Genomic DNA, 12230 nt, shown 5'->3' on the forward strand with positions numbered 1-12230 from the left:
ATTAATATGAGAATCGTCGGCGGTGAGTTTCGCGGGCGTCCCTTGGCGACGCCTCGCTCAAGCGCCATTCGTCCGACGACCGATCGCACCCGCGAGGCCGTCTTCAACGTGCTGGCGCATCGCTTCGCGGAGAAACTGGACGGCGCGCGCGTGCTCGACCTGTTCGCCGGCACCGGCGCGCTCGGGCTCGAAGCACTGTCGCGCGGTGCGTCCTACGGCGTCTTCATCGAGGAATCGGCCGAAGGCCGTGGCCTGATCCGCGACAATGTCGAAGCCTTCGGCCTGACCGGCCGCACCAAGATCTTCCGTCGCGATGCCACAGGCCTTGGCGAGGCCGGCACACTGGCGCCGTTCGGCCTCGTCTTCGCCGACCCGCCCTACGGCAAGGGCCTTGGCGAGCGCGCCTTGCTGTCGGCCAAGGCCGGCGGCTGGCTTCGCCCCGGCGCGCTGTGCGTGGTCGAGGAGGCCGCGGTGGCGCCCTTCGAGCCAGGCCCCGGCTTTTCCGTGCTGGACGAGCGCAATTACGGCGAGACCGTGATCCGCTTCATCGAGGCGGCCTGATACGTTTTGCTCCCGGCCTCTTTGCAGCCGCCTTTGACGGCAACATGGCCAACAATTCACTTTGCTTGTCGCCAGTAGCTTGCCTATCGTCCTGCCGAGAGCAATTCCAGGAAAAGTGTGAAACGGTTTTCCGTCCGGAATTGCGCCAAAACAAAGAGATAAAGCGGTTCAACGTTTCCGTGAACGATGAACAGCGAAATCGGAGCCATTGATGACATTTCAAGCTGAATGGCTGCGCGGGACTCTGCTGGCGACCTCGCTGGCTTTCGTTATCACCGGCCCGGCGCTGGCCGACAGCCCGGTGTTGCCCAATACGGTGCCGGGCGAATTCAAGGTCACGGATTTCCTGCTCGACAATGGCTTGGAGGTCGTCGTCATTCCCGACCACCGTGCGCCGATCGTCACCCACATGGTGTGGTACAAGATCGGCAGCGCCGACGAGCCGCCGGGCAAATCCGGCATTGCCCATTTCTTCGAGCATCTGATGTTCAAGGCGACGACCAATCATGCGGCCGGCGAGTTTGACCGAGCCGTCTCCGACATCGGCGGCTCCAACAATGCCTTCACCTCTTACGACTACACGGCCTTCCACGAGACGGTGGCGCCGTCGGCGCTCGAGCTGATGATGAGCTTCGAGGCCGACCGCATGCGCAACCTCATCCTCACCGACGACGTCATCAAGACCGAGCGCGACGTAATCCTGGAGGAGCGCCGCTCGCGCATCGACAACAATCCGCAAGCCGTGCTGGACGAGGAGGTCGATGCCACGCTCTGGCAGAACCAGCCCTATCGCATTCCCGTCATCGGCTGGATGCAGGAGATGCAGCAGCTGAACCGCACCGACGCCGTCGCCTTCTATGACAAATATTACCGGCCCAACAACGCCGTGCTGATCGTGGCCGGCGATGTCGAACCGGACACGGTGCGGGCGCTGGCCGAAAAGACCTATGGCAAGGTGGCGCGCGGTCCCGATCTGCCGCCGCGCATCCGCCCGGTCGAGCCTGAGCAGAACACCAAACGCACGGTCATGCTCGCCGATGCCCGCGTCAGCGTGCCGAGCTTTTCCACCCAATGGGTGGTGCCGTCCTATCATTCGGGCAAGCCGGGCGAGGCGGAAGCGCTCGACCTTCTGGCGGAAATCCTCGGCGGCGGCAACCGCAGCCGGCTCTACCAGGCGCTCGTCGTCCAGCAAGGCATCGCCTCCAACGCCGGCGCCTATTTCCAGGGCACCATGCTCGACGACACCAATTTCACCGTCTACGGCGCGCCGCGCGGCGATGCCAAGCTCTCCGACATCGAAGCGGCGGTCGACGTGGAGGTGGCGCGCATCGTCCGGGATGGCGTCACGCCTTCGGAGCTGGAAAAGGCCAAGGACCGCTATGTCAGGTCGATGATCTTTGCCCGCGACAAGCAGGATTCGATGGCCAACATCTACGGCTCGACGCTTGCCACCGGCGGCAATGTGCAGGACGTCCAGCAATGGCCGGACCGCATCCGCAAGGTCACCGCCGAAGAGGTCAAGGCCATCGCCGCACGCTATCTGGTGCTTGCCCGGTCGACGACCGGCTATCTCTTGCCGCAGCAACAAGCGGGGAATTGATCATGAGGAGCACGAACGCGATGCACGCTGGCGCGCCCTTACCTTCTCCCCTTGTGGGGTCCGAAGGACGGGGCGAGACCCGTGGCTCGCCCCAGGGCGGTGGCCGAGCGCAGCTCGGTCGGATGAGGGGTGTTCCAGCTTGGCGCCGACAGCATTCCGTCACGCACCCCTCAACCGTCTCGGCGCTGCGCGCCGATCCACCTTCTCCCACAAGGGGAGAAGGAAGAGCGCTCGCCGCCCTCGCAACCCTCTTCCTCTCCATCCTCTTCCTGATCCTGCCGGCACTCACCGCGCGCGCCATGGACATCCAGTCCGTCATCTCGCCAAAAGGCATCACCGCCTGGCTGGTGGAGGATTATTCCGTGCCTGTTATCGCCATTCGCTTCGTCTTCGGCGGTGGCTCGACGCAGGATCCGGTCGGCAAGGAGGGGTTGGCCAACCTGATGACCGGCCTGTTCGACGAAGGCGCCGGTCCGCTCGACAGTGAAGATTTCCAGATCAAGCTCGACGATGCCGGCGCCGAGATGAGTTTCGAGGAGAGCCGCGACGGCCTCTATGGCTCGATGCGCATGCTGGCCGAGCAGCGCGATCAGGCGTTCGACCTGTTGCGGCTGGCGGTCAACGAGCCGCGCTTCGACCAGCTGCCGATCGACCGCATCCGCTCCCAGATCCTTTCCGGCATCATCGCCGGCGAGAACGACCCCGACACGGTCGCGCAGAACAAATGGGCGCGCGCCCTCTATGGCGACCATCCTTATTCCCGCTCCGACCAGGGTACCAAGGAAAGCATTGCCACCATCACGCCGGATGATCTGAAAGCCTTGCACCGGGCGGTGTTCGCGCGCGGCGGCTTGCATGTCGCCGTGGTCGGCGCCATCGACCCCGAGACGCTGAAGAAGAAGCTCGACATGGTGTTCGGCGGCCTGCCGCAAAACCAGGCGCTGAGCCCGGTGGCCGATATCGACCCGAAGCTGGCACAGCATGTCGAGGTCGACTACGACCTGCCGCAGACCTCCCTGCAGCTCGCCTATCCCGGTGTGAAGCGCAAGGCGCCGGATTTCTTTCCGGCCGTGCTGATGAACGAGATCCTCGGCGGCGGTACCTTCACCTCGCGCCTGTTCCAGGAGGTGCGCGAAAAGCGCGGGCTGGCGTACAGCGTCAACTCCTCGCTGATCAACCAGGACCACGCCAACGCACTGGTCATCAGCACCGGCACCCGGTCGGACCGCGCGGCCGAGACGCTGGGGATCGTCCGCGACGTGGTCAAGCAGCTGGCCGAGCAAGGCCCGACCGAGGCGGAGCTGGCGGCGACCAAGAAATACATGATCGGCGCCTACGCCATCAACAATCTGGACTCTTCGAGTGCCATTGCCTCGACGCTGGTCGAACTGCAGCTCGACGATCTCGGCATCGACTACATGCAGCGCCGCGCCGGCTACATCAACGCGGTGACGCTCGACCAGGTCAAGGCGGCGGCGAAAAAGCTGCTGACCACCGAACCGACCATTATGGTCATCGGCCCGAAACTGGCCGGAGCCGGCAAGGGATGAAAGCCGGCGCGCATTTCTATTGTCCGAGCGCTGGCGCTGCCCCTCACCTGCCTGCCGGCATCCTCTCCCCGTATAGCGACGGGGAGAGGGACGCTGTTGTCGCCGGTTTCGCCAATCACCAGCATTGCAAGATAGGTGCCGACGTTGCGGCCAGCTTCTTTCTCCCCGTCACTATACGGGGAGAAATGCCCGGCAGGGCAATGAGGGGCAGCGCCAACTTCGACAATTGGTTGTCTCCGACACCGGCCGGAAACGGGGCAGGAGTCACACAAAATGGCGCCTAGCTTCGGCATCGCCTTTGGCGGCGGCGGTGCGCGCGGGCTGGCGCACATCCATGTCATCGAGGCGCTGGACGAGTTGGGCATCAAGCCGGTGGCGATTGCCGGCTCGTCGATCGGCGCCATCATGGGCGCGGGCATGGCCGCCGGCATGACCGGCAAGGACATCCACGACTATGCCCGCTCGATCCTCGGCCGCCGCGCCGAAGTGGCGAGCCGCATGTGGCGGGCGAGGCCGGGCACGATCGCCGAAGCCATGCAGGTCCGCGTCAGCCAGTTCAACGTCGAGCGCATCCTCAAGGCCTTTCTGCCCGAAGCCATTCCCGAAACTTTTGCCGAGCTGAAAATCCCCCTGAAGGTGACGGCGACCGACTATTTCGGCCACAAGCTGGCCGTGTTCGACGATGGCGACCTGCACTCGGCGCTGGCGGCCTCGGCTGCCATTCCCGCCGTTTTCCGCCCGGTGATGCGCGACGGCAGGCTGCTGATCGACGGCGGCATCTACAACCCCGTGCCGTTCGACCTGATCGAGAACGACGCCGACATCATCATCGGCGTCGACGTGGTCGGCGCGCCGGAAGAACTCGACCGCAAGCACCCGACCTCCGTCGACCTGATATTCGGCGCCACGCAGCTGATGATGCAGTCAATCATCGCCAACAAGCTGAAACAATGCCGCCCCGACATCCTGGTCCGCCCGGCAGTGTCGAAATACCGCGTGCTCGATTTCCTGAAGATCGACGCCTTGATGAACGAGACGGCGGATATCAAGGACGAGCTGAAGCGGCAGGTGGAGAAGGTGCTGGAGGCGCGGGCCGGCGCCGCCGTCAAAGCGAGGCGGGGAAAGCAGGTCGGGTGAGGATTCCCGACTCGATCTGAAAGGAAACAGGCTTCAACCGATTTACGATTTCGCCGCCACCGGCGCATACTCCAGCGCCACCACACCGTTGCTGAACGGCGTGGCCGAAATCAATTCGAACGACACCGGCTCGCCGGCTGGGAACAGCGGCTTGCCTTGGCCGACGGCGCCGGGATAGCTGAGCAGCCTGACGCGATCGACCAGGCCATGGCGCAGCAATTCCTGCGCAACGCTCAGGCTGCCATGCACATAGATGTTGCCGCCAGTGCCCTGCTTCAGCGCCCTGACGGCTTCCGGCAGGGAGCCCTTCAGCAATTTGGCCGGCTTCCACTCGAGCGCCTTCAGGCTGGTCGAGGCGACATATTTCGGCAGCGCGTTGAACCGGTCGGCAAAGTCTCCGGTTTCCGTGGGCCATGAGCCGGCAAATATCTCATAGGTCGTGCGCCCCAAAAGCATGGCGCCGCTGTCGGCAAGTTCGTCCTCCTTGAACCTGTTCATCTCGTCGTTCCAGGTCACGCTTGGCAGCTTCTCGACCTCGGCAATGCCATCGACGCTGATGAATTCGGTGACGATAAGTTTTCGCATGGGGCTCTCCTTCTTCTGTCAAAGGACGGACTGCGCAGGCCCTTTGCGACATGCTTCGTGAAAAATAGCGCGGCGCTTGGTCGTTTTCGGTCAACGCCAGAAACACGCATTGACCTCAGATGGCCCGACGGCGCCACGCAGCTGATGATGCAGTTGATCATCGCCAACAAGCTGAGACAATGCCGCCCCGACATTCTGGTCCGCCCGGCGGTTTCGAAATATCGCGTGCTCGATTTCCTGAAGATCGAGGCTTTGATGAGTGAGACGGCCGATATCAAGAATGAGCTGAAGCGGCAGGTGGAGGCGCGGGTGGGAAGAGCAAGCGCGGGAAGAAGGAGCGGCGTTAGGGTTTCCAGTTCTATTTCTGGATCTTCAGTGTCGATCTGAGGGTTCGGATCGCCATACCGTAGCCGGTGTTAGAAAGGCGGTACTTTTTTGCATTTTTATTTCTGTGAATTTCGTAGAAGACATAATAGTCCTGATTAAAATATCTGCTCACGTTATCCTTGTGCTTCGGACGCATTTTGGGAAAGACTGCAGAAATCAAATTTGCCATCTCTGTCGTCGTATAGAATTTCCGAGTTTCGTCGTCCTTCCAAACGCTCAATAGTGCGATCAAAATCGCGTCTTGCAAGCCGACATCAGAGATGCGAGCAACTGAGGCGAGGCTCGACTCAATGTCTATCTCATCCTTGCTTTCGGCCCCGACGAGTTGGTTCATAGAATTAAAATAGGTTTGCACGCTGCCATTGTTATCAAGAGCCAGTACGCCGGGCGATTTCTTGATAAGCTCCAACCCCATCCGCTCTTGTTGATGATCGCGCGCGCGAAATTCCCCAATAGTTAGATCATCGCCAGGCCGTGCGCGCGCGAGCAGCCGCTCGAAACGGGCTTGCTCATCTGCGACGACGAAATGTCGTTCGAAATCCTTCCCGCATAGCGCCATTTCCTTTTCGAGATGAATAATCTCTTGCTTTGCTCGGAAGCCGGAAATTACTATGGGCTCAGAAAGATTCTCAAGTATGTATTCAGCAACCTTTTCTGCAGCTATCGTAGGCTTTTGAGCTAGGGCACTTTCGGCGAAATCCCCGATCGACAGAACCCCGTGATAGCCGTGACGATAATAGTAACTTAGGTACATAAAGTCGCTAGCTTCGACATGTAGGTATCCGAAGGCCCTGGCAAGGTACTGACTTGCTGTTGTCTTTCCCGCGCAGGTATATCCGCAGAGAATGATATTAGGCCTGTGGTCCAGAGGGAGCTGCAGCTGCGTTCTAGCCACCGAAGAGTAGCGGCGTTCGTCGAGAAACTCAAACAATTGCTGGAAGGATTTTCTTCTAAAATCTACTTTATCCGCAACCTCGATGGGTAGTGAGCCAAGTGGTGCATCACACCCCGCTGGCTGGAACCATCGATTAAAAGATTTATTGTCTAGCCATGGGTACACGAGGTTGGTATCGTACTCGCGCTCTATATCGACTATGGTTCCATCTTGCTCTCCAGTAAAGACGACATAATCTTTGTCAATTCCCCAAGATTTTCTATAATTACTTGGAACATAGAGTAATACATCGGAGCGAACGGTCGCGCCGCGCACATTTCCAGATGCGCGCAGTATGGAGTCTAAGCTTGCAAAAGTACGGCCATCCATCCAATATTTGATATCGACGCCCGGTACATCGTTGTCTGTTCCGCTTAAGGCGTCTATGCGGACCGAGGTATCCTCTAAAATGAACGGATGAGTCGCTTCCGAATAGCCTGCCTTGAGTATTTGGCGCTTAGCGCTTCGATAGCTTGCTTCTAGGATGGCTTCGCGAGACGTCAGGCGGGGTTCGACATAGCCGGCATGGTATGTTCGCTGCCGAAATCCCTGAATGCGTATTTGATGGCCCTCTGCTAAGTAGCGTGCATGCGCAAGTTTGGTTGGATTGGTTGTAAAAAAGGTCAGTTCACGCATCGGTTTTGACAACGCTACGGCCAACATTCGAGGGTGAAGTACGATAGACGTCACAATCTAAAGCATCCGCATATTCGGCAATCGCTGAAATCCGACCAGACTCTCCGAAACAGAATAGCATCGGGCCGAGGCTCGACATGCCAACACAATCTGCCCCAGAATCGAGCAGTTTCTTCGAGAGAAGTCGTAGTGGTTCGCCATATTCTGCCCGCTCGGCACGCTTCCAGGCGGTCTCCTGCATCAGCGTCACGCCGCGACAGAAGGCTCGATAGTCGCCTTCGACTACTGCTGCGTAGATTTCAAACAAAGCGATGTAGCTAGCCTCGAAACTGGCAGTTGCTGGAAGCGGCGTGGTGCGTTCAAAGAATGCGATTTCTTCCTGTTGGGTTTTAGGGGTAATCGACCGTGGTAGGCAAAGGAGAATCGGCCAGGGCGGCATTGGCACAATGGGCAACGCCAAGGGAAGTCGGGTTGGTGTCGTCCGAGACGATGGCATGTAGGGACTGCCGTCGCTCGGTCGGCCGAGATCACAGACTAATCCGCCACTAAAATAGGTGTTGATGCCGATACCGGATGTCCCACCGCGTCCTGACGCTGCAAGAAGTCGATCAGCTACAATATGTGTCTGGTTGAGCAAAGCTAAGGCTTCCATTGCTCCAAGTCGTATCGCAGTAGCTGATCCCATACCAACATGGGTTCGCATGTCTCCGCTGACGCGGATCGTCCCTCTTCCTCTCATGCCATGATCCAAGGCGAAGCGCTCAAGTAGTTCGCTCAGAAGGGCACATTCGCTCGGGGCCATCGGCTGAGGGCGATCATCGTACACCTTTAGCTGCGAATCTTCTTGTATCTCGATTTCAGCCGCTGGCCCCTCAATCGCGAAGCCAATACCGCCGTTTTTTCGGAGAGCGCCTTCGTGAAGGGACAGCAATCCTAGGTGCAGGCGAGGGCGAACATACACGCGCACTTCACGCATTCGCGTTACAGGAATTCCAAACTGTTTCAAAATGATCGTCGTATTTTCGGCCAAATACGGTCTCGGCTGCGACATGGACCGCCGGCGCGTAACGGCTCTTGTCTCCTTCGAAAATTGGGCCTGCGACCAAATCGGCGTCCACCAGCACAAAACTATGATGTGCATGATCAGCAAATCGGCGCAGCTCAACCCTGCCGTCAAATTGCTTCCGGAGTAAGGCGATCTTCGAAAGCATATCACGCGCACGATGTTTTGCATCATCGCCCATGTGCTTTTCGTCAGGAATAAGCAATCGTACCTTAAGTTGACTGTATTTGATGAGCGCGTCGACCAAAACCTTGTCGTCACTTTCGATATCAAGAAAGTCTTGGACAAACCGGCTGCATGAAGCCCCCATTACATCGACGCGGCGTCTACTGCCAACAACGAGATCACGATAGTAGTTCTGATCGTGACGGTTCGCGAGAAGCGCCTTGATCCCCATTCTTCGAAATTTGTCAAGCTCTTGGATTGGCCGCAACAATGTTAGAAAGGTTGCGAGATAGACGATCAACCCGGTAACGATACCGCCAACAAAGCCGAGAAGTTTTGTGCTGCTTGGGTCTATTCTGTAGTACCAACAACCTAGGCCGAACGCTGCAATCGTAATAGCTATGGTGAGAATCAACCAAAGCGGCACACGTATTTTATCGAGCTCAAAGTTCATCACCGTGGGTACCCAATAAAGAGAAGCTCGCGTTTGCGTGCCTTGCTGAGCGCATGATTGTGCTCCGCAGAATGAATAGAGACCTGTGAAAAGCGCGATTCGAAATGCGCTTTGATTTCAGTTTCCGACGGAAAGGCACCTGACACGTAGGATAGAGCTACGATTGAGTGTTGATGCCTATCTATGAACGAAAACAGGCGGTCCTTGAACGAGCGCGTCCGAGCCCACTCTGGAAACCAATGGGGCGGGGCGAACAGGCGAATATCGGATTTGGGATCGATCAACCCTCCCCATTCATTATAATGCGCAAGGCCTTCCAAAAAATGATAGCGGCGCCAGTAGTCGTCGCGGTTGCGCCGTTCCTCTCGCCCTATGTAGGGTGGGTCAATATACACGAGGTCATAGCCGGCAGGTATATCTTCGGCATTGCCAGAAGGGAGAATGGAAAAGGAGCCGCCACAAGCCGACCTTCGAGTGATGTCGTCATAAGCCTGTAGCGCATGATGCATAAAACTTCGCTCCCATGTGATCGCATTGCCGAAGCTTCTGGTGACCGAAATATTGGTACGTAGTTTGAGATTTGCTCGATGGAATAGGTTGAATGGTCGCTTCTTTAAGCACGCCTGATAGATAAGATATCTAAGTAATGATTTGTCTTCTATGGATCGAGCGTCGTCGTTGACTGAGCGTATAAAGCCGTCAAGCCAAGTATTCTCTTCGTCTTTAAAGAATATTCCTGAAAAATTTTGAGAAATTACTCCATCTATTGGTTCAACCGCATCTAGCAGCGCCTCAACATCGCTACGGGAAAGTGCTGGTTGGTCGGCTAGTACAACTCGGCCAACATCTTCATTGAAGCAGAAGCCATCATGATAGGTAACACGCTTACGCATCGCCCTAAACATCAGTGAAACAGAGCCGGTGCCTCCAAATGCATCGAGTACGCTGTCAAAACGAACTGCGCCCAAATGGGAATACATCCATCCGAGCAACCTACGCTTGCTGCCGTAATATCGGGTTTGAGGAAACCCAGCAATTGCATCTGGGACCGGCTGGATTAACTGGAGTTTTGCGGGGGTATCGCTCAACTTGTCGGCCGAGAAGGCTGACGTCGACCGTTTGGCGATGTTGCCTACCATGTTTGCCCCCGCCGCGTCGGCGCGCTAGCTTTTTTCTGCACCAACCGCGCTGCGTCGAACGCTCCGGGAGATTAACAACTGTACACTATTGCTGTTTAGCTGAGAACTGATCCTCAAACTTCTAAGGAAAGTACGGTCACTAGGGCAACTTCCCGACGTGTGGCTGACGTTTATTTCAACCGGCCATCGTGATCGGCGTATACCGTGGCTATCGGCACCGTCCACCTCCGTCCAAGGGTGGCAAGCCTTCGTCCTTAGGTATTTCCCTCAGTCCTTCGCCCGCTCCACATAGGCCCCATCCGCCGTCATCACCACCACGCGGGTGCCTGGCGCAATGTGCGGCGGCACCAGCGTGCGCACGCCGTTGGACAGCACGGCCGGCTTATAGGAGGACGAGGCCGTCTGGCCCTTGGTCGTTGGCTCGGTTTCCACCACTTCGAAGGTGGCGCGCTGCGGCAGCACCAGGGAAATGGCGATGCCGTTGAACTGCGACACCTGCACGGCCATGCCTTCCAGCAGGTAAGGCGCCATGTCGCCGACCACGGCTTCCGACACCGCCACCTGGTCGTAGGTTTCCGGGTTCATGAAGTGAAACCCTTCGCCGTCGCGGTAGAGGAAGGTGTGCTCGCGCTCTTCCACATAGGCGCGCTCAACCTGTTCGGTGGTGCGGTAGCGCTCCGAAACCTTTACCCCGTCGCCGATGCGGCGCATGTCGAGCTGCGTCACCGGCGTGCCCTTGCCTGGGTGGATGTTTTCGGCAAAGAGGATCACATAAAGCTTGCCGTCCTTTTCGACGACATTGCCTTTGCGGAGCGAACTGGCGATGACTTTCACCACGGTTTTAAATCCTGCGAGAGTTGATTGGCGTTTGCCGGCTTGTGCGGCGCTGGATGGGGGCCTACCGCATCTTGGCCGCCGCCGCCAGCCCCCTTCCACCATGATCTGGGCCCCATGACCGAAGCTTCACCCTGGTGGACGCCGCATGTCCACGCCGACCGCCGCCCGCGGCTGATGCTGCGCAACGGCATCGCCGCCAGTCTGCGCGACTGGTTCGCCACCCATGATTTCGTCGAGGTGGAAACGGCGGCCCTGCAAGTCTCGCCGGGCAACGAGGCGCATCTGGCGGCTTTCGCCACGGAAGTGGTCGGACCGGACGGCGCGCCGTCGCCGCTCTATCTCCACACCTCGCCGGAATTCGCCTGCAAGAAGCTGCTCGCCGCCGGCGAAGTCAGGATTTTCAGCTTCGGTCCAGTCTACCGTAACCGCGAGCGTGGTCCGTTGCACCATCCCGAATTCACCATGCTCGAATGGTACCGGGTGGGCGAGGCCTATGAGAGCCTGATGCGGGATTGCGCGGCCTTTCTGGCGCTGGCCGCGACACGGGCAGGGGCAACGCAGTTTTCGTTCCGGGGCCGCGACTGCGATCCGTTCGCCGAGCCGGAGCGGCTGACAGTGGCGGATGCCTTCTCTCGCCATGCCGGCATCGACCTGCTGGCCACGGTCGCCGCCGACGGTGGCACCGACCGCGACGCGCTGTACGCCGCCTTGACCCGGGCCGGCCTGCGCACCGCCCCCGACGACAGCTGGGCCGACCTGTTCAGCCGGGTGATGGTGGAAAGGGTCGAGCCGTTCCTCGGGCAAAGGCGGGCGACCATCCTGTGCGAATATCCGCTGGCCGAGGCAGCACTGGCCCGGCCGAGTCCGAGGGATCCGCGCGTCGCCGAGCGCTTCGAACTCTATTGCTGCGGCGTCGAGCTCGCCAACGGCTTTGGCGAGCTGACCGACGCCGACGAGCAGCGCCGGCGCTTCGTCATCGAGATGGATGAGAAAGAGCGCATCTACGGCGAGCGCTATCCGCTGGACGAGGATTTTCTGGCGGCCCTTGCCATCATGCCGCCGGCCAGCGGCATCGCGCTCGGCTTTGACCGGCTGGCGATGCTGGCGACCGGCGCGCAAAAGATCGAGGATGTCATCTGGACGCCTGTCGCGGCGCCCTGAATCACTCGGCAGCCGGTCCTG

General features: G+C 59.0%; 11 protein-coding genes and 1 pseudogene. 6 read left to right on the forward strand and 6 right to left on the reverse strand.

From position 1 onward, the window contains the following. The first annotated feature begins 6 nt into the window (after positions 1 to 6). The 4 genes from rsmD (at position 7) to NKI73_RS24185 (ending at position 4848) form a co-directional block, all read left to right on the forward strand. Complete coding sequence (gene rsmD / locus NKI73_RS24170; protein ID WP_352633289.1) at positions 7 to 561, forward strand: 16S rRNA (guanine(966)-N(2))-methyltransferase RsmD; 555 nt, start codon at positions 7 to 9, stop codon at positions 559 to 561. 211 nt (positions 562 to 772) lie between these two features. Further along, complete coding sequence (locus tag NKI73_RS24175) at positions 773 to 2161, forward strand: M16 family metallopeptidase (RefSeq protein ID WP_352633290.1); 1389 nt, start codon at positions 773 to 775, stop codon at positions 2159 to 2161. Positions 2162 to 2283: 122 nt separating this feature from the next. Then, the gene (locus tag NKI73_RS24180; RefSeq protein ID WP_352633291.1) at positions 2284 to 3711 is read left to right on the forward strand and encodes a M16 family metallopeptidase; all 1428 of its coding nucleotides are present in this window, start codon (positions 2284 to 2286) and stop codon (positions 3709 to 3711) included. A 273-nt stretch (positions 3712 to 3984) separates the two neighbouring features. Beyond that, a complete protein-coding gene (locus NKI73_RS24185) occupies positions 3985 to 4848 on the forward strand; it encodes a patatin-like phospholipase family protein (protein WP_352633292.1) in 864 nt (287 codons plus the stop codon). Positions 4849 to 4890: 42 nt separating this feature from the next. Here NKI73_RS24185 and NKI73_RS24190 read toward each other — a convergent pair whose 3' ends face one another. Beyond that, positions 4891 to 5433, reverse strand: coding sequence for a dihydrofolate reductase family protein (locus tag NKI73_RS24190; RefSeq protein ID WP_352633293.1), 543 nt, complete (start codon positions 5431 to 5433; stop codon positions 4891 to 4893). 129 nt (positions 5434 to 5562) lie between these two features. Here NKI73_RS24190 and NKI73_RS24195 point away from each other — a divergent pair. After that, positions 5563 to 5820 (forward strand): annotated as a pseudogene (locus tag NKI73_RS24195) (hypothetical protein); the annotation flags it as partial. Here NKI73_RS24195 and NKI73_RS24200 read toward each other — a convergent pair. The 5 genes from NKI73_RS24200 to efp all read right to left on the reverse strand — a co-directional run bounded on the left by NKI73_RS24200 (position 5792) and on the right by efp (position 11048). Then, positions 5792 to 7390, reverse strand: a complete 1599-nt coding sequence (locus NKI73_RS24200) for a non-canonical purine NTP pyrophosphatase (RefSeq protein ID WP_352633294.1) — start codon at positions 7388 to 7390, stop codon at positions 5792 to 5794. The pseudogene NKI73_RS24195 and the gene NKI73_RS24200 overlap by 29 nt on opposite strands. Next, the gene (locus tag NKI73_RS24205; RefSeq protein ID WP_352633295.1) at positions 7383 to 8420 is read right to left on the reverse strand and encodes a beta-ribofuranosylaminobenzene 5'-phosphate synthase family protein; all 1038 of its coding nucleotides are present in this window, start codon (positions 8418 to 8420) and stop codon (positions 7383 to 7385) included. Before NKI73_RS24205 ends, NKI73_RS24200 begins: the two co-directional genes overlap by 8 nt. Beyond that, positions 8359 to 9072 (reverse strand): hypothetical protein, encoded by a 714-nt coding sequence (locus NKI73_RS24210; protein ID WP_352633296.1) that lies wholly within the window; start codon positions 9070 to 9072, stop codon positions 8359 to 8361. The genes NKI73_RS24205 and NKI73_RS24210 overlap by 62 nt, the downstream gene beginning before the upstream one ends. After that, the gene (locus NKI73_RS24215) at positions 9072 to 10211 is read right to left on the reverse strand and encodes a DNA adenine methylase (RefSeq protein WP_352633298.1); all 1140 of its coding nucleotides are present in this window, start codon (positions 10209 to 10211) and stop codon (positions 9072 to 9074) included. Before NKI73_RS24215 ends, NKI73_RS24210 begins: the two co-directional genes overlap by 1 nt. Before the next feature lie 267 nt (positions 10212 to 10478). Beyond that, a complete protein-coding gene (gene efp, locus NKI73_RS24220; RefSeq protein ID WP_352633299.1) occupies positions 10479 to 11048 on the reverse strand; it encodes an elongation factor P in 570 nt (189 codons plus the stop codon). A 114-nt stretch (positions 11049 to 11162) separates the two neighbouring features. Between efp and epmA the strand changes: the two genes are divergently transcribed. Next, complete coding sequence (gene epmA, locus NKI73_RS24225) at positions 11163 to 12209, forward strand: EF-P lysine aminoacylase EpmA (protein ID WP_352633300.1); 1047 nt, start codon at positions 11163 to 11165, stop codon at positions 12207 to 12209. Positions 12210 to 12230: the final 21 nt, after the last annotated feature.

The sequence above is a fragment of the Mesorhizobium sp. M0496 genome, assembly GCF_040321205.1.
Taxonomy (GTDB): domain Bacteria; phylum Pseudomonadota; class Alphaproteobacteria; order Rhizobiales; family Rhizobiaceae; genus Mesorhizobium.